The 17,041-nt window shown below is 33.3% G+C and carries 18 protein-coding genes and 1 riboswitch; of the genes, 3 read left to right on the forward strand and 15 right to left on the reverse strand.

Annotation, left to right across the window (positions count from 1 at the left end; translation table 11 throughout):
* The first annotated feature begins 648 nt into the window (after window positions 1-648).
* Window positions 649-1,377 (forward strand): hypothetical protein, encoded by a 729-nt coding sequence (locus C5L23_RS06595; RefSeq protein WP_133264514.1) that lies wholly within the window; start codon window positions 649-651, stop codon window positions 1,375-1,377.
* A 463-nt stretch (window positions 1,378-1,840) separates the two neighbouring features.
* Here the strand turns inward: C5L23_RS06595 and C5L23_RS06600 are convergent, their stop codons facing one another.
* From C5L23_RS06600 to C5L23_RS08665, 4 genes are all read right to left on the reverse strand, one after another.
* Window positions 1,841-2,692, reverse strand: coding sequence for a PhzF family phenazine biosynthesis protein (locus tag C5L23_RS06600; RefSeq protein WP_010007044.1), 852 nt, complete (start codon window positions 2,690-2,692; stop codon window positions 1,841-1,843).
* A gap of 248 nt (window positions 2,693-2,940) precedes the next feature.
* Window positions 2,941-5,013: an RNA-directed DNA polymerase gene (locus C5L23_RS06605; RefSeq protein ID WP_170168016.1), complete on the reverse strand. Its 2,073-nt coding sequence runs from the start codon at window positions 5,011-5,013 to the stop codon at window positions 2,941-2,943.
* A gap of 411 nt (window positions 5,014-5,424) precedes the next feature.
* Window positions 5,425-5,871, reverse strand: a complete 447-nt coding sequence (locus C5L23_RS06610; protein ID WP_133264516.1) for a GNAT family N-acetyltransferase — start codon at window positions 5,869-5,871, stop codon at window positions 5,425-5,427.
* Window positions 5,871-6,059 carry a CGNR zinc finger domain-containing protein gene (locus C5L23_RS08665; protein ID WP_133264668.1) on the reverse strand — a complete coding sequence of 63 codons (189 nt, stop codon included), beginning with the start codon at window positions 6,057-6,059 and terminating at the stop codon, window positions 5,871-5,873. The genes C5L23_RS06610 and C5L23_RS08665 overlap by 1 nt, the downstream gene beginning before the upstream one ends.
* A gap of 313 nt (window positions 6,060-6,372) precedes the next feature.
* Between C5L23_RS08665 and C5L23_RS06620 the strand changes: the two genes are divergently transcribed.
* Window positions 6,373-6,834 (forward strand): GNAT family N-acetyltransferase, encoded by a 462-nt coding sequence (locus C5L23_RS06620; protein ID WP_029508598.1) that lies wholly within the window; start codon window positions 6,373-6,375, stop codon window positions 6,832-6,834.
* Between the two features lie 31 nt (window positions 6,835-6,865).
* Here the strand turns inward: C5L23_RS06620 and C5L23_RS06625 are convergent, their stop codons facing one another.
* Complete coding sequence (locus tag C5L23_RS06625; protein WP_133264517.1) at window positions 6,866-7,408, reverse strand: TetR/AcrR family transcriptional regulator; 543 nt, start codon at window positions 7,406-7,408, stop codon at window positions 6,866-6,868.
* A gap of 62 nt (window positions 7,409-7,470) precedes the next feature.
* Between C5L23_RS06625 and C5L23_RS06630 the strand changes: the two genes are divergently transcribed.
* Window positions 7,471-8,049: an NAD(P)H-dependent oxidoreductase gene (locus tag C5L23_RS06630; RefSeq protein ID WP_029508599.1), complete on the forward strand. Its 579-nt coding sequence runs from the start codon at window positions 7,471-7,473 to the stop codon at window positions 8,047-8,049.
* A 414-nt stretch (window positions 8,050-8,463) separates the two neighbouring features.
* On the opposite strand, the gene C5L23_RS06640 is transcribed toward C5L23_RS06630, so the two are convergent.
* The 10 genes from C5L23_RS06640 to C5L23_RS06685 all read right to left on the reverse strand — a co-directional run bounded on the left by C5L23_RS06640 (window position 8,464) and on the right by C5L23_RS06685 (window position 17,035).
* Window positions 8,464-8,919 carry a GAF domain-containing protein gene (locus tag C5L23_RS06640; RefSeq protein ID WP_010007056.1) on the reverse strand — a complete coding sequence of 152 codons (456 nt, stop codon included), beginning with the start codon at window positions 8,917-8,919 and terminating at the stop codon, window positions 8,464-8,466.
* Window positions 8,920-8,949: 30 nt separating this feature from the next.
* The gene (locus tag C5L23_RS06645; RefSeq protein ID WP_010007057.1) at window positions 8,950-9,462 is read right to left on the reverse strand and encodes a pyrophosphohydrolase domain-containing protein; all 513 of its coding nucleotides are present in this window, start codon (window positions 9,460-9,462) and stop codon (window positions 8,950-8,952) included.
* 78 nt (window positions 9,463-9,540) lie between these two features.
* The gene (ribH, locus tag C5L23_RS06650; protein ID WP_010007059.1) at window positions 9,541-10,008 is read right to left on the reverse strand and encodes a 6,7-dimethyl-8-ribityllumazine synthase; all 468 of its coding nucleotides are present in this window, start codon (window positions 10,006-10,008) and stop codon (window positions 9,541-9,543) included.
* Between the two features lie 24 nt (window positions 10,009-10,032).
* Window positions 10,033-11,229 (reverse strand): GTP cyclohydrolase II, encoded by a 1,197-nt coding sequence (gene ribA / locus C5L23_RS06655; RefSeq protein WP_193617331.1) that lies wholly within the window; start codon window positions 11,227-11,229, stop codon window positions 10,033-10,035.
* Entirely contained in the window at window positions 11,229-11,822 is a 594-nt protein-coding gene (locus C5L23_RS06660) for a riboflavin synthase (protein ID WP_010007062.1), read from the reverse strand. The genes ribA and C5L23_RS06660 overlap by 1 nt, the downstream gene beginning before the upstream one ends.
* The gene (gene ribD, locus C5L23_RS06665; protein WP_010007063.1) at window positions 11,822-12,862 is read right to left on the reverse strand and encodes a bifunctional diaminohydroxyphosphoribosylaminopyrimidine deaminase/5-amino-6-(5-phosphoribosylamino)uracil reductase RibD; all 1,041 of its coding nucleotides are present in this window, start codon (window positions 12,860-12,862) and stop codon (window positions 11,822-11,824) included. Before ribD ends, C5L23_RS06660 begins: the two co-directional genes overlap by 1 nt.
* A gap of 123 nt (window positions 12,863-12,985) precedes the next feature.
* Window positions 12,986-13,128, reverse strand: a riboswitch (FMN riboswitch).
* Window positions 13,129-13,238: 110 nt separating this feature from the next.
* Complete coding sequence (locus C5L23_RS06670) at window positions 13,239-14,402, reverse strand: iron-containing alcohol dehydrogenase (RefSeq protein ID WP_010007064.1); 1,164 nt, start codon at window positions 14,400-14,402, stop codon at window positions 13,239-13,241.
* A 134-nt stretch (window positions 14,403-14,536) separates the two neighbouring features.
* Window positions 14,537-14,752 (reverse strand): helix-turn-helix transcriptional regulator, encoded by a 216-nt coding sequence (locus C5L23_RS06675; RefSeq protein ID WP_010007065.1) that lies wholly within the window; start codon window positions 14,750-14,752, stop codon window positions 14,537-14,539.
* A gap of 123 nt (window positions 14,753-14,875) precedes the next feature.
* The gene (locus C5L23_RS06680; RefSeq protein ID WP_240034437.1) at window positions 14,876-15,430 is read right to left on the reverse strand and encodes a PadR family transcriptional regulator; all 555 of its coding nucleotides are present in this window, start codon (window positions 15,428-15,430) and stop codon (window positions 14,876-14,878) included.
* Window positions 15,431-15,499: 69 nt separating this feature from the next.
* Window positions 15,500-17,035 (reverse strand): DHA2 family efflux MFS transporter permease subunit, encoded by a 1,536-nt coding sequence (locus tag C5L23_RS06685; RefSeq protein ID WP_010007067.1) that lies wholly within the window; start codon window positions 17,033-17,035, stop codon window positions 15,500-15,502.
* Window positions 17,036-17,041 lie beyond the last annotated feature (6 nt).

The raw sequence follows: 17,041 nt of genomic DNA on the forward strand, positions 1-17,041 counted from the left end.
GACATAAGCCTTAGGCGCAACTTATATGCCACTATAAGTGCTCATCTCATCGGTCTTATGATTTTCTTCAACACAGTACCAGACTTTTCTCTCTGTACCTGCGCTTGATTGATCGTTGATAATCATATAAAATTAGGTTATTGAAAATAACTTTAAATTTTGATTCTTATTAATAACGTTGTCGAAGGCATTATTTTATCAATCAAGAGTATATTTAGTTTTCAATGTACTGAAACACAGCTAGTAAATCTAGTTGTGTTTTTTTGTGCTGATTTTTAATGTTAATACTTTCTTAATGAATACTCGTATTTGACAAAAAGAATAAGCACAAGGAATGTTACAGAAGTATTTCAACTCCTGTTTCACACCTTATGCTTATAAGTTTATACTTTAAGTTGCTACAAAAAACTTGTATTATCTCCTAATTACCGTCACTTTTCCAATCATATGTCCTAATTCTATATGAATATGTGCTTTTTTCATTATCCGCAAATGAGTTTTTAATTAATTATGACAAGCTTTCCAGCAACACCTCTGTAGATATCGCTCAAAAGTTTTAGAAATAATTGCTCATTTTTACCACACCAAAATATATTAGTATTAATCTATCTTAGTATTTCTATTTTTTTAATCTTCTGGAGTTCAAACATGAAAATAATTTCTTTTACAGAAAATAAAAACAGTTTAGCAATAACGACATCTGAAAAAACAATTACATACAATACTCCGTCAGATCTGGCAGTTTTACTCATCGACTTATTAGATGCAAATTTTAGTCTGAACATATCGTCTAAGTTAAACAATACAATCGAAACAATAACTGACTATATTCTTTTAACTATATACTCGTTAAACAATATAGAAAACATTGAAAAACAAGAAGATTTGATAGTTGACGATTTTTTCGACGATGAACAACAGCCTGTTCAACCTCATAAAGTGTTTATAAAAAAGCCGTTCGACGATTACATGACATATATAACTGGTTGTTACTCTAATTTATACGTCCTGCATAACTCGATGAAAAAAATAATAATGCAACAAAAATGGAACGGTACGAAGGAATTATCAAGTATCTCTGATTCAATTAAAACTTTTAAAATTATCAGGAACAAACTTTTAGTACACCCTGAAGATAACGGGGTATTACTTTATGATGATGACGGACTAGTTCGCTTGTCCCTACATTCATTAAAAAAAACAATTACAATTAATTTTGTAAATACTGAAAATGAAGTAATGGAGTTTGAACTGGCTTCGACATACAAAACCATACTTACAGATTTTTTGATTTCTTTTATAAAGATACTTCTTAATAATAACTTAAATCAAATTAATGGTTATGAGGACGAAACGATTTTCAGAACTTTGATGTAACTAAATAAATATTAAAGGAAACTTTTTCAAGATACTTTCAACTTAAAAAACAAACCTACTTTATGGCATTTTTTAATCTTTTTAACATTGAACATTGATTTTATGCAACGGTGTTTTCGTCTGAACATGAAAACGGTTCTGCAAAATAGCTATATTCTTGACTGCCAATCAAGAAAAGCATAGTCTCTTTAGAGCTACATAACGAAAGCCAATAAGCACAACTTCTGATGCTCATGGTTAGATAAAGTCCAACGGTATCGCTGTTATTTTTATCTGTCTCCACAAGTGTTTTTTTATAGCCACCTAAATAAGCCTGCAACTCTAACTTTCTAATTAATTGAGTTGCTACACCAATGCCCCTTCTAAACTGTAAGCAACATAGGCATTAGATGCTAATTACTTAAAAAAGCACATCGCATAAGTCTGCGTCTGTGCTTTTTGTCTATTGCTATTAATTAATAATTTAAACCAATACTAATTTATCTTCTACTAAATAACCATACCCACCTACAAATACGCCATCAATAACATCATCATGAGTTGTTAAATTAACAACAATTCTTGATGGATTATTAAGATTGTACCCCTGCTCAAAAATATATTGTGACTTCTTTTCCACATATTTAAATAAATAGCAGGCCAAAGCACAGTTAGATGTACCTGTTGCCGACTCTTCATCAATATCATAAAGAGGTGCAAAATTTCTACAAATTGCAGTAATTTTGCTCTCGCTCTCTTCAAGTGAAAATGCATGAACACCAACCACATTTTGCTCTTTACTCAAGGCAGTCATAGCTTTGAAATCAGGTTTTAATTCTTGAAGTGTTTTACTTGAACTTACTGGTAAAAGAATATCCCGCAATCCTGTTGATACAATCTGAATTGGTAGTTTTGAGTCAATTGAATTTGTATCTAAACATTTATTAAATGAATCTGATGTAAGCGTATTAGAATAAGTAGGAACATTTTGTTCCATAAATACAATGCCGTCTGTGTCAATTTTCATGGACAAAATACCCGATTTTGTTTCTATTGTATAGTCACTTTTCGATAATTTATTTGTCAAGTTCAGAAAAGCGAATGTTGCAATGGTAGCATGTCCACAAAGCGGCACTTCTTCCGTAGGTGTGAAATACTCTAAACGAAAGTCTGCTAATTTTGATTCGGTTATAAAAGCCGTTTCAGCATATCCCAATTCTTTGGCAATTGCCATTTTTTGAACAGAAGTTAAATCGGGTCTATCAAAAACAAGACCAGATTTATTACCGCCAGCATTATCTTTACTAAAAGCACTTACAACATGTACGTCAACCATTATTATTTGTCTCCATTCAATATTACTTCGATTGTAACTTTGTTCTGATTAGTATACGGATTTATTGAAAAAAATTACAATCACTATTGTTTAAGCTCAAAGTAATTTGTTAACTACCAGCTTCACGTAGTTGTCTTTTATCGTGATATAATTGTTCTTCAATTTTATTTAAGCCACTTTTTTTGTCTGATTTTACATTGATGCGCTCAACTACATGTATTAAATTTAAACTAAATAATAAATAAAAATTAGTTAACAGATTTTTGTCTTAAATATTCAATTATTCCAAGTTTATCCCACTGTAAACTCGAACGATTATTTGATATAAATAAACTTTTTATTTTTTTATTTAAATCTAAGTTGCCCTTTACTAACCATAATTTAGAGAGAGGCAACCACCATTTAGATTGGGATACTGTTTGCCAATTATTAATCTGTTTTACTATATAATCTTGTATTTTCCTATTTGCTTGTGAGCTTTTATTTTTTAGCAAAACAGATAATACAATTACACTAGAATTTTCTCCAACACTTTTCAGGTATTTGTTAACTACTTTATATGTTTCATGTGCGGTTCCGCAATTGGCTAAAGTATAAAAATACCAAGATTCTAAATCAGTATCAGAATAATTAGCAACGACTAATTCTATTTCTCTGAATAGTATATTCCAGACTTTATTTCGATATTTAGAACTCAAAACATTACAAATCTCATTCATTAATTTATATATTTGCATATTAATTATTGGACAAACATAAGTAGTTTTTATTAAAAATTCAATTAAAGAAGTGATTAGTGAACTATCTTTAATTTTTATTTGCTTATTTTTAATTTTTTTAGCTAATATGGTCAAAATAGACTTTGTGGTTGGTACATCCTGTTCACGTATTGCTTGTGACAAAATTTCACGAAATAACAAATAGTCATCGAAAGTAAGTTGAATATTTTTACCTCCAGTTATTCTAATAAGTCTAGGATAGTGATCTAAATGCGCTTGCTTTTGCTGTTCAAATCCTTTATAAAGTTGAATTTTACTTTCATTAAAAGATAGTTCATGCTGTCTAAATATCTTAATAAGAGTATTTTTCAGTAATTCTAAATCTTTTATATTTCTGCCGAAAAATCGATAGTCATCAACATATCTAGTAAAACTAACATCTAATTTTAATTCTGAAATTGCTTTTTCGAGCTTCTGATCTAATGATAATTGTAAAAGTTCAGCAGATATTTTTGATGATATGGGACCTTGAATTATGCTTTTTGTGTGATTATTATTAATTTTTTGGTTATATTCGTCTAACCACTTTAAATAAGTTGAAAATACTATTATATTTTTTTGTGAAATAAGGGTTTGAGGTTTAATTTGAGCAAGTAGATGTGTATAAATATTCTCAAAGTATTTGCTGATATCTAAGTGAAGTATATAAGGGTAAGTTGCTTCTATTCTGTAACGTTGTAATTTGCTTTCTTTAAAAAATTTATTTTGATTATTGTAGCCTATAAAGCCGACTGAATCCATGTGTCCTTCATCAATATCGTCAAATAATAATGGTTCAATTTCTTCATACAGCATTCTTGAAAAAAATCCATCTCGACCAATAATTGGTGATTCAGAGTGTTTAGTTACACCTTGAAGTCGATTCTCTTTATCGTACATTTGATTGAATGTTGACTTTGCAACAAGTAAATTGTTGTAGGCAAACATAACACCATGTTTAATATTAGGAATAGCCATTGGACGCCATGATTCATCAATTTTTAAAGTATAAAAAGTAATCTCCTCTGTTGCCCAATTACCTCCAAAAATATTTTCCGGTGATTTAACTCCTTTAACAAATCTAGTTAGTAAATTTGTTTTTGGATCAATTTTAAACAAATTCTCTTTCGGATACTGAGCCAATTCTTCAATCAATGCTGATGAAGATTCAGCAGATATTATCTGATTAAGCAATGGTGGTAATTGAGTTGCAAACATCCCGTTTAATAGTACATAGGCATCATCGATTTCATGTCCAAACAAAAGTGTATTGTCAAAAATAATGTTTCCAGGTATGTCATCACTTGCTTCCCAAAAATTATCATTTTTGAATAACTCAACAAGTTCGTTCAGTTTTAATATATCTACTTCATCAACTTTGTTAACAAACTTATCATATATTTCACTATTCTGTAGTAACTTTGTAATTAATTCTGGTGTATAAAGTTCTAGATGATTAATTATTTTATCTCGATCCCAGTCTCCAATGTCAGTGCGATATTTGCTTCCAAATTGATTTAGAACCCCTTTTAAATTCTCTATAATATATGGTACAGCTGACATTTTTATTCCCTCACAAATAATATTATGTTTAGATGTCGTCATTATATCATGTAATAGTTTGTGAGTTTAATCGTGTAAAACCTTTTATATTATTGTTTATGAATAATTTTTATCCATATCAATTTCGTTGAAATTATTCACCTCATTGTAAAAAGCACAGCTAGTAAATCTAGTTGTGTTTTTTTGTGCTACTTTTTAATGTTAATGCTTTCTTAATGAATAATCGTATCAAATAGTCTAAGAGTTTGATTCTTGCAATCGATGAACAACTTCATCATTTTCGATTACTAATTATTAATAGCTTTCTCAAGTATATCTCCGTATGTTTACACTTGTAATTATATGGATACGTTTAACGTTGTTTGTAAATTTGGCGTACCAAATTTAAACTGAAATCGAGAAATTATAAATTTATAAATTTGATTGAGACCAGTACATAGAAAATTCAAGCTCACCCGTCTCTGTATCAATTTGTTTTGTATTAACTACAAAACCATTCTTTTCATAAAAATGCAATGCTCTAGCGTTGTTTTCATAGACAGATAATGTCAACTCGTTATTTACTTGCTTAATATAATCAACCAGCTGTCTACCAATACCTAATCTTTGAAATTTTCTGTCTACAAATAGTCCTGCAATATAGCCATCCACTTCACCCAAAAAGCCAACTATATTTTCAGAATTATCATAGTATGCATAGATGTTACTTTGTGGCAGTAGCTTTGCCACAACTGCTATTTTACTCTGCCAATACTTCTGGGGAATAAAATCATGCCCATCAATATTCCCTTCTAACCATAAATTCAATATTTTGTCTAAATCAGAACCTTTAACATTACGCAACAATTTAATCATCATCAATCTCCAAATCTATTTTTAATACCATTATACATACTTCTATTTATTTTCTTTAGTATGTTTTGTACCTTATGTCTATTGCCACATATCTGAATAGAACACCATTTACGTCGTCCCGATTCGTCAACAAAAAGCAAAACACATTTAGGATTAGCAGGTTGTCCTAATGACTGGTTGGCACTTTTTATGGAACCTAATTTATTCTACTTCTTGACTAACACAATCATATTTCATCAATTTTTTATCAATCATTCTAATAGATTGATGTAACTATTCTTCTTATTCCAAAATGTCCTGCCTATGCTCTAGTAACATTTTTCCGCCTTAACGGCATAGTTGATATATCAAATTTCATTCGAGCGAATTGTTTTATTTTATCAATAAATACAGTAAATAATAAAATTCGAGTCCATCATCAGATAACTTTTTATGCGATATTCTATATGTGTCGCATATCTGTGATAAACTTATTTAACTCACTATTTCTAAAGGAGAAGCATCATATTAAAACTCAGTCCAATGAAACCTAAAGCGTTTCAAGAGTATATATCATTTGCAGTTAATGAATATGCCAAAGAGAAAATTGAAGTCGGGTCATGGTCAACCAAACAGGCTCAACAAAATGCTCAAATGACCTATGACCGCTTATTACCTAAAGGACTTAACACGCCTCATCATTTTTTATACTCTATTTACGATGACACAGTTATAGTTGGTTATATTTGGTTTGGGGCTGACAATGAGAATCAATCCAGGGCATTTATTTTTGATTTTGAAATCTATCACGATTACCAAAATAATGGTTTCGGATCACAAGCACTAAAACTCGTTTCAAATGAAGCCAAGAAAATGGGATTTGATACGATTGGACTACATGTTTTTGGTAATAATGATAAGGCGATACATGTATATCAAAAAAGTGGCTTTGGCATTACAGATATAAAAATGCAGAAAAAGATCTAATATAAAGGTCTTTTTTACTTTGCCAAAAGATTTAGTTAGTCTCATGCATTACCAGTTCAATAGGTGAAAGCGTTCTGGTTTTATAATAAATATCAGTAATCTCCTCGACACTTCTCGGATATTGTTCAAAAACCCAAATTTTTATGATTGAAATTGTTGAATTTAATAACAGTGTTTGCGCATACTTTTGAGGAATTGTTATATTAAACTCATTATTGGTTTGGATGAAGTCACTAATCAGTTTCTCAAATTGCTTCAAAAAGACATCATCTAAACTTACTATCTTAAAAGATTGCATATGATTAAATATAAATTCAAATATTTTGGGAATACCTTTACCTAAACCGCAGGCTACTAGATCCGAAATCAATAATTTATCAAGTTCAGCTAACAGTTCCCTTTCAACGGAAATAATGAAGTCATTAAAATCATCATAATTCAAATAAAAAGTACCTCTGTTTAATCCTGCTTTTATTGTTAATTCTGATACTGATATTTTATCCAGTGATTTTATTTTGGTTAATTCATACAAAGCAAATATCAGCTTATCTTTTGTTTTTTCTTTTATCTTCATAAATCAACATTATCATTTCTTTTGTTCATTGTTATATCACTCATATGCTATATATTATAGTTATGAAAATACTAATCATATATACCTATCCTCATCACAATAGTCTTAACGGTGCAATTTTTGATGCTGTTATACAAAACTTAAATAACGAACACGATGTTAAAATTATTGATCTTTATCAAGAGCATTTCAACCCCGTATTAAATTTCGATAAAAATAATAAGCGTCGTGATTTGTTTTTATCTACTGAAACTAAAAAGTATAGAGAAGCTATTTCTTGGAGTAATCACCTTATTTTTATCTTCCCTATTTGGTGGAGTAGCATGCCTGCAATTTTAAAAGGCTTCATAGATAAGGTATTTGCACAAAATTTTGCCTATTCTTATGATTCGAATAAAATAATACCTCACAAACTATTACACGGAAAAACAGCTAGTATTATCGTAACGCATGATACGCCACAATTTATCGCTAAGTATATACAAAAAGATTATGGGAAAATACTCAAAAAGCAAATTCTTGAAAATATGTGTGGCATTAGAGTAAACGCCTTAATATCGTTTCCCAATGTTAGAAAAAGTAGTCTAAAACGACGTGCTAATTTCTTAAATAAAATAAAAGTGTACGCCAAAAAACTCTAAAAATAAAAAAGCCAATTATGCTAATAATTGGCTTTTTGCTATGCGTTAGTCCGCTTGTCTATATATGTTTTTATTTATTAATAACAATATCAAAAATATTAAAATAAGCGTTACCGTATATAGCGGAAACACAAGTATGCGCCCGTTATGAAGCAAACTCATTATAAATGTTAGCATACTAATCAAACAATAATACATTAATCCGAATATTCCACTTGCTAAGACAATAACATCTGTGTAAGCATAAAGTGAACTTTTTAAAATAACAGGTAATGCAATATTAATACCTAGGAAAATACCAATTAACATACTTGGTTTTCTACCATATCTATCGGATAACATTCCCCATATCAACACACCTAGATCCCCAACTGAAATATTATATTCGTACATCAGATGACTATTTCATCCAACTTAAATATGTCGGCTTAAAACGTCGGCTAATTCTTCCACTTCTTCTTTTTCAACTGCTCCAAATCGATTTAAAATAGGTGAGTCAATATCAATTACACCATAAGGTTCACCATTCCGATATATTGGAACCACTAACTCTGAATTGCTATCAGCATCACAGGCAATATGCCCAGCAAATGCATGCACATCAGGCACTACAAGACTCTTGCGCTGTGAAAACGCACTACCAACAACGCCTGATTCAGGTTGAATATGCATACATGCTACTTTACCTTGAAAAGGTCCTAAATCTAACGTTTTAGTGTCTGCATTATAGATATAAAAGCCAGCCCAATTAACATCCCCATAATTATGGAAAATTAATGCAGCTGCATTGGATAAATTTGATACTGAATTGGTTTCATTTTCCAACAGTGCATTTAATTGTTGCCCAATCAATGTATTCAATTGCTTCATAAGATACCTCGCTTATTATATAATGTCCACTCACAACTGCGAATATTTAACCTGTTGTTCAATATCAGCTGAAATTTTAGGTTCTGGCTTATATTTTGCCTCCCATTCTTGTGGTTTGAGCACTTTGTTGGTGATTGGGTCGCGATGTGGCTGACCATCAGGAAATAACTTATGCATATTAGCCGAATGGATTGCTGATAACGTATGCGTTGGCTCAACGTCCATTAATACATAACTACCAAAAGCTAAATAAATGATATCTCCCAATGAATCAACCTGTTGCACAATAGGTAAGTTAGTATTATCTGCTTTATTCAATAACTTTTGTTTAGCAGAATTGAGACGCTCTGTCATCTCAGTAAAAACTTGATTTATTGATTGTTCTGTTTGACAATGACTAACGGCTAATTCTGTTAGTTCTTCTAAAATAAAACCAACACGATTCATTAATTCTTCCTGATTTAAAGCCGTTGGTTGCTCGGGTTGCCGGTCATCAAAAACTTGGTGAAAAGCTTCTGCTTGTTGATAAAGATGTTCTGTCATAAATTCCAACTCCTCATCGATAATATTCATTACATCATTCATATTATTCTAGCTTAAGATGATATTTCATACAATATTTTACACTGTGATTTGCTCATCAACATCAATCAATTCCAAGAGAGATAGTGCGACCTCTGCTCCCTTATTACCTGCCTTTGCGCCAGATCGGTGTTGTGCTTGTACCAATGTGTCAGTCGTTAACACACCGAAAACCACGGGCTGCATCGTATTGAGCCCAACTTGTAAGATGCCATTTGCTGCACCATTAATCACTAAATCATAATGATCCGTATCACCTTTAATCACTGCCCCCAGTGTGATAATCCCATCATACTTTTGCATTTGTGCTACTTTGTTAGCCATCATAGGTAATTCAAAAGCACCTGGTACCCAGATAACATCAATATTTTCTTGTTGTAAACCGTGCATGGTAAGAGCTTCTGTTGCCCCTTGAATTAATTGTTCCACAATTAAAGTATTAAATCGACTTGCAATGATTGCAATATGTCTGTTTTCATGTTGTGTTAGGTTACCTTTATAAATCATCTGATTACTCTACTTTCTTTATTATTACAGCATGTGTTTGAACTTATTTTTCTTAGTCGCCATGTATTGTTGGTTTGTATCATTGATTCCTGTGATAAGTGGCACACACTCAACGACTTCAATACCATATGCTATCAAGGCTTTCATTTTTTGTGGATTATTGGTTAATAAACGTATTTTGCTCATCCCCGCTGCCTTTAATATTTCTGCTGCTTGGCGATAATCACGTGCATCTGGTTGATGGCCTAAAGCAACATTAGCATCATAGGTATCATATTGATTTTCTTGCAAAACATATGCTTTTAACTTTTCATGCAAACCAATCCCACGACCTTCTTGACGTAGATAAACAACAGCGCCACCCTCTTGATTGATTATCTCCAATGCTTTGTGTAATTGTGGGCCGCATTCGCAACGTAATGAACCAAATATTTCACCGGTCAGACATTCAGAATGAACACGGACTAATGGTATCCCAGTGCTCAATTGACGGCTTTGCATCAGTAAATGTGGCTTACCATCTTTTCCTCGGTATTCCGTTAAATTAAAATCCCCATAAGTACTTGGTAAATGTACAGTTGTCTCCTGTTTAACTGTATATTGTGATGCGACCTGGCGATAAATTATTAAATCCTGAATTGACAACTGTGTTAAATGCTGTGTTTGTGCTAAATCAGATAATGCTTGTTCTCTCGCCATTGTGCCATCTTGAGCTAAAATTTCGATAATATAGGCAATTGGCGGTACACCGGCAATTTTAGCTAATTCTACAGCCCCTTCTGTATGTCCTTGGCGTTTTAGAACACCACCGTCTTCGGCCACTAATGGAAAAATGTGTCCAGGTGTTTCAAAATCAGCAGCTGTCGTACTTAAATTAGCTAATTGTTTAATTGTATGTGCTCGCTCATATGCAGAAACCCCAGTTGTACTACTCATGTGATCCACACTAACTGTAAACTTTGTACCAAATTTTTCTGAATTGTGTGACGTCATTTGTGCTAAGGCTAATTGTTCAGCGCGTGCTCTGGTCATTGGAACAGCTAACACGCCACGCGCAATACTTAAAGCTCGATTAATCGCTTCCGGTGTTACAAAAGAAGCTAAACCAACCAAATCACCTTCATGTTCACGATCCTGATCATCAGTCAGAATAATGAGTTCCCCCTGCTTTAATGCATTAACTGCTATCTTTACTTTTTCAATACTCTCTTCTGTCGTCATCATGCATCCCCTTTTGTTAGATATTTAGCTAAAATATCGGTTTCAATATTCACTAGGTCATTAATTTCTAACGTTCCTAAATGCGTATGAGTCACCGTATGCGGAATAAGCCCTATTTGGAAAGTGTCCTTTGATGTGTTAATGACGGTTAAACTCACACCAGAAATAGCAATCGAACCTTTAGGCACTATCTGCGACATTAAAGTCGTGTCCGCCACAAGAAAAGTAAAGTAGACTGTTTCTTCTAATCTTTTCTTTTGTATAACCCGTGCTGTTGTGTCGACATGCCCCAAGACAAAATGGCCATCAAAACGTTCTGTTGCTAAGATTGATTTTTCAAGATTAACACTTTCGCCAATCTGGTAGTGGTTAACAATTGTCGCTTTAAAAGTGGGTATCATAATGTTAAAGAATGCATGGTGTGGCTCAAATGAAGTAATGGTCAAGCAAATGCCGTCTACCATGACACTTGCACCGACCTGACTATCACTAAAATAATCCTGATTAGTAGTAATGCCTATTCGTAAAGTATGATCATGACGATGTTCGATATGATCAATTTGTCCAATTTGTTGTGTAATCCCAGTAAACATCATGACACCCCTTTTTCTAAGTGATTAAAATAACGTAACTTAACCGCATTACCAATAGTTAGCATCTCATCTGGATTTTGTTGCAATGTCACGCTTGCTAAGCCGCTGTCCAATAATAATTTATCGGTTCGATATATCAAATATTCGTTCCATAAATCTTGTGCAATAAAAGATTGAATCAAGCTGGGGCCGCCTTCAACCATTATTGATTGAATCTGCTGTTGTTGCGCGAGGTCATTAAGCACACCAATTAAGCCATTATGGCTTTCTTTAACGTACGCATGCTTTTCGGCAAATGCGTGATTTTCAGTATAAATCAACCAACGATTTGAAAAATCAAACTTAATGTTTTGTAATCTACCACGCCTATCTAACACAATGCGTAATGGTTGGGGATGATGTAATGCTAGATATCGCACGGTTAAACTCGGCCAATCAGTGAGAAAAGTCTGGCTACCAATTAGAATGGCGCTTTTACTTGCGCGCTCTTGATGCACATCAATATCAGCTTTGTGGTTCGTTAATTTGATACGTGTCTTAGCATTGTCCGACACAATACCATTCTTAGACGTCGCTAATTTAAGTTGTACATAGGGCAGCCGATGCTCAAAGTAATAGTGAAATTCAGGATTAAGTCGACGACTATGTTCTGTGTTGAGTACATCAACTTGAATACCTGCCTGTTTCAAAATGGCTACCCCATGACCATTTGTCGATGGGTTTGGGTCAATACTGCCAATCACAACACGCCTCAATCCCCACTTCGCCATTGATTGTGCACAAGAACCAACTTTTCCGTGTGTCGAACAAGGTTCTAATGTCACATACATGGTTGCATCAATAACCTGTGCAGGATCTTTCAGCTGATGAAAGGTATTCATTTCTGCATGTTCTTGGCCAAATTGATGATGATAACCTGTCGCCAAAACAACATTATCTTTCACAATAACCGCACCTACTCTGGGATTTTCAAAAGTTAAATCTTTATTGGCTTGAGCTGCTGTTTTTCCAGCCAAAGCCATGAGTGTTAAATCATTCATCTGTTTTCCTCCTTTTTTGGAGCAAAAAACCCGATGTGTTAATCACATCGGGTTTCATTATCAGATTAATTTAAAAAACTAGTCAAAAAAGCCACTAAACGCGACACTAAAAACTAGATAATTTTAAATCTTCTCCCATCCAGACTTTAACTGTCGGTCACAGAATTTCACTGTGTCAACTACATATTCAATATGTAGGTCACGGACTAAGGTAGCATTGTACCATTACCGTCGGTCGGGAATTACACCCTGCCCCGAAGATTAATTATTTAACACTTAAAAATTTAGCATTTAAAAAAATATTTGTCAAATCAATAATCATGTCAAAATAACAAGCAGTCATTCAATTATGCTTCTATCACTGCTTATCTAATGATTATATTGAAGCTTCATAAAGAGCCACAACATCAGCAACAGCCATTGGGACAAAACCATGATCCAAATGGCCCACACTCACTGCGCTTGTAGCCATTGCTTCAAAGTGTTCATTATTCTCAATGCCAACACCTGTCAATGTCATCGGTACCTCTAAACTAGAAATCCATTCTGCGGTAGTATCAATGGCTGCCTGAGCTATCGTGGCATTATCGCCATCAAGTTGCCAGACATGACGACCAAAATTAGCAAACAATGACTGAGTATCCGCATTTAATGCAAAACGCATCCAATGTGGCGTCAAAATCCCCAAACCCACACCATGCGTAATATCATAGTAAGCGGATAGCTCGTGCTCAATCGGATGAACTGTCCATTCATTCGCATTACCTGTTCCTACAAGGCCATTTAATCCCAACGTTGATGCCCACATTAAATTAGCTCGTGCATCATAGTTATTGGGATCTTTCAAAGCAACTGGCGCCCATTTAATGACTGTCCGCATCAAACCTTCAATCATACCGGATTTCACGTCATTATTTTGGGCAGTATCAAAATACTGTTCGGCTAAATGGCTGAAAATATCAATAGCACCGGCAGCTGTTTGCCATTTTGAAACTGAATATGTTAAAGTCGGGTCTAAGAATGATACTGCGGGGGTATTAGGACCAAAAGTATCTAACTTTTGGTTGGTATCAGGATTTGAAATAACCGAACCTGCATTCATTTCAGTTCCCGTCGCTGAGAGTGTCAAAATATCAACCACTGGTACCTGTGGCATTTCAAATCGCTTGCTTGAATCTAATACTAAGTCCCACGGATCTGATGCATAAAATTTTGATGAGGCAATGAGTTTTACAGCGTCAATAACAGAGCCACCGCCAACGGCCAAAATAACATCAATATCATTGTCTTTAGCAAGCTGTTGACCATCTCGTACTGACTCAATTTTGGGATTTGGTTCAATACCAGACAATTCAACAACATTTAAGCCGTCTAATGCTTTAATAACACGGTCATATAAGCCTGACTTTTTAATTGATCCGCCCCCATACGCAAGCAAAATATTCTGTCCGAATTGCGACACGGCATCACGAAGTTCACTATCTATCCGATTCGCGCCGAAACGGATGTCTGTTGCATTTTTAAATGTAAAATTTTCCATATTAAATATTTATTTAACCTTTTCTAAATGATAACCAGTATCTTGTTATTTAAAAATTCTGGTACTTATATTTTAACAGTAAATAAGACGCTGAACCATTTGTAAACAAGGTTTTATGTAAAGACATCAGGATCTTACTGTGATGATTCTGCTGATGATGCATCTACTTCCCAAAACAATGTATTCAGATCGGTTTCTAGTGCATATGCTAGTTTCAGGCACAATGCCAATGAAGGATTATATTTATCATTTTCAATTAAATTAATGGTCTGCCTAGCAACACCAATACGTTGTGATAATTCGTATTGCGACAATTTTTTCTTTTGACGATATTGTTTGATTCGATTCATAAACAACTCCAATGACATCTATAAATTACTTTTATCATATCATTATTACGCCTGTATTCATTTTTAAAGCTAATAAAAAATTACCTTTACTATGTCAAAGCAAAGGTAATTTTTGATATATCATTATTCGTATTCTTCTAACGCTTTACGTAATATTTGCAACGTAGCTGAGTAATGAGCTATGCCATAATCAACGGTTATTTTTTTGGTATCTGACATTCCTTGCTTACGCCACCCATCCAACTGAGACTCTAATTTACTCAGCTTAGATTGCTTTCGTGCTATTTCTTCTTCGATAAATTGCTTTATCGTTTGAGCATCTAAGTAATCACTAAAATACATACGCATTAAAAAGTCCGATTTTAACACATCATCTGTAGTAGGTTTTATCAATGCCTCCAAAAAAACATTTTCCCCTTGCTTTGTTATCGCATACACATTTTTGTTGGGCTTATCATGTTGTGTTATTTGTTGTTTTGTTACTAAGCCATCGTGCTCTAACTTTTTTAAAGTTGGATAAATCATACCAAAAGTACCATCAAAGAAGTGGTTTAAACGTTCTTGTAAAATATCATTAATTTCATAGCCAGTATGCGAGCTATCCTTTAGAATACCTAAGATAATCTCTTTACCTTTCATTGTCATCAATACACCTTCCATTTTTAAGTCACTAGCCATTATACACTACTATTAATGGACCCATACCCCGCTAGATATGGGAATGTAACTTTAAACAATGAAACAATATTATAAGTACTTATTTTTTAAAAATAAACTGATCAACACACCTAACAACAAAAATGGAATGGATAATAAGTACAATTTTTCAAAGGCTTTTGTTAATTGGTTCTTAGCATATTGCTCCGTCTCCAAAATATACGTTGATAATGTTTTAGGTAAATGTGATGTATCCGTGGGTAGAAAAACAGTTTGAGTCATTTTCATATTAATCGTTTTTAATATATTATCTTGATTTTTTTCTGATATATTTAATGATTTAATGCTTTGTTGAGCATATGAGATAGAATGCTCTCGAGCAGTATTCAAATTGCTATATAATCCTGTAATAAAAATAGCCACAGCCAACATTGCACCAACTTGACGCAAAACACTGGTAACACTTTGCGATGCCGTTAACAATCTACCTGTAAAGTGACCTGCTGAAATAATTAAAATAGAGCCTGTAATCATACCATAACCCATTCCCACTGCAATACCGGCTACTATCGTATCATTTTGATGACGTAATGCCCCATTTGACAACCAAAAATAGCCCAAAACCATTATTAAAAATCCAGCAGCTAGCAACCATTTAGAACTTATATTCTGTCTCATAAAACCAGATATTGGTGAAAATATAAAAATAGAAATAGATATCGGTGCAATCAAAAGAGAAGCATGTAGTGAATCAAAGTTTTCAATATTTGTAAAATAACTAGGCAAAATAACAGTTGTTGCAACCAAAAATAAATTACTCAAAATAATAATAACTGCAGAAAGACTAAATGAAGGATTAGCAAAAAGTTGTAATGGTATCATAGGATTTTTACTTGTTTTTTCTGTTATCAAAAACAGAATAAAACCACCCAAACTAATTATAAAGCACAACACTGTTGGCCAAGATAACCAGCCCCAATTTCTCCCTTGTATCATACCTAAAGAAAGACTAAACAAAAATACTAAACTCAGCACCGCACCCAAACCATCCATCGACTGTTTGGCATTCGTTTCTTTATCAAAAGTTAACTTAGCGATACCTAAAATAATAATCACAATTGTTATTGGTACATTAATCAAAAAAATCCAGCGCCAGCCCAAAAATTGTGTCACGATACCACCAATCGTTGGCCCCAAAGCTGCAGCTAGTCCCTGTGTGATACCCAAAATAGCTATCATTTTCGTTCTGCTACTTACATCTACTAAATTAATGCCCAATGTCATAGACAGAGGGAACACAAATGCCGCACCTATACTTTGAATGGCACGACCAATTAATAATATATGTAACCCACTAGCGCACGCTGATGTGAGAGACCCAATTGCAAACAAAGATACGCCGATTAAAAACCATTTGTGAATACCATATAATTCAGCAAATCTCGTTAAAGGTATCGTCAATGAAGCAAATAAAATAAGATATATGTTCAAAGCCCAGGATAGTGAATCTAACCCCGATTTTAAATGAATACTTATATTCGGTAAACTAACATTCATAATTGTTGTATCCAACATACAAATGAATATACCCAAAATAAATATTATCGGTAATGTCAATTTTTTCATTTCTTC

The organism is Leuconostoc fallax, assembly GCF_004354645.1.
Taxonomy (GTDB): Bacteria; Bacillota; Bacilli; order Lactobacillales; family Lactobacillaceae; genus Leuconostoc_B; species Leuconostoc_B fallax.

Coding starts and splice junctions, on each gene's coding strand:
- C5L23_RS06595 (WP_133264514.1), top strand. CDS start 649: ATGAAAATAATTTCTTTTACAGAAAATAAAAACAGTTTAGCAATAACG.
- C5L23_RS06600 (WP_010007044.1), bottom strand. CDS start 2,692: ATGGTTGACGTACATGTTGTAAGTGCTTTTAGTAAAGATAATGCTGGC.
- C5L23_RS06605 (WP_170168016.1), bottom strand. CDS start 5,013: ATGTCAGCTGTACCATATATTATAGAGAATTTAAAAGGGGTTCTAAAT.
- C5L23_RS06610 (WP_133264516.1), bottom strand. CDS start 5,871: ATGATGATTAAATTGTTGCGTAATGTTAAAGGTTCTGATTTAGACAAA.
- C5L23_RS06625 (WP_133264517.1), bottom strand. CDS start 7,408: ATGAAGATAAAAGAAAAAACAAAAGATAAGCTGATATTTGCTTTGTAT.
- C5L23_RS06630 (WP_029508599.1), top strand. CDS start 7,471: ATGAAAATACTAATCATATATACCTATCCTCATCACAATAGTCTTAAC.
- C5L23_RS06640 (WP_010007056.1), bottom strand. CDS start 8,919: ATGAAGCAATTGAATACATTGATTGGGCAACAATTAAATGCACTGTTG.
- C5L23_RS06645 (WP_010007057.1), bottom strand. CDS start 9,462: ATGACAGAACATCTTTATCAACAAGCAGAAGCTTTTCACCAAGTTTTT.
- ribH (WP_010007059.1), bottom strand. CDS start 10,008: ATGATTTATAAAGGTAACCTAACACAACATGAAAACAGACATATTGCA.
- ribA (WP_193617331.1), bottom strand. CDS start 11,229: ATGACGACAGAAGAGAGTATTGAAAAAGTAAAGATAGCAGTTAATGCA.
- C5L23_RS06660 (WP_010007062.1), bottom strand. CDS start 11,822: ATGTTTACTGGGATTACACAACAAATTGGACAAATTGATCATATCGAA.
- ribD (WP_010007063.1), bottom strand. CDS start 12,862: ATGAATGATTTAACACTCATGGCTTTGGCTGGAAAAACAGCAGCTCAA.
- C5L23_RS06670 (WP_010007064.1), bottom strand. CDS start 14,402: ATGGAAAATTTTACATTTAAAAATGCAACAGACATCCGTTTCGGCGCG.
- C5L23_RS06675 (WP_010007065.1), bottom strand. CDS start 14,752: ATGAATCGAATCAAACAATATCGTCAAAAGAAAAAATTGTCGCAATAC.
- C5L23_RS06680 (WP_240034437.1), bottom strand. CDS start 15,430: ATGGCTAGTGACTTAAAAATGGAAGGTGTATTGATGACAATGAAAGGT.
- C5L23_RS06685 (WP_010007067.1), bottom strand. CDS start 17,035: ATGAAAAAATTGACATTACCGATAATATTTATTTTGGGTATATTCATT.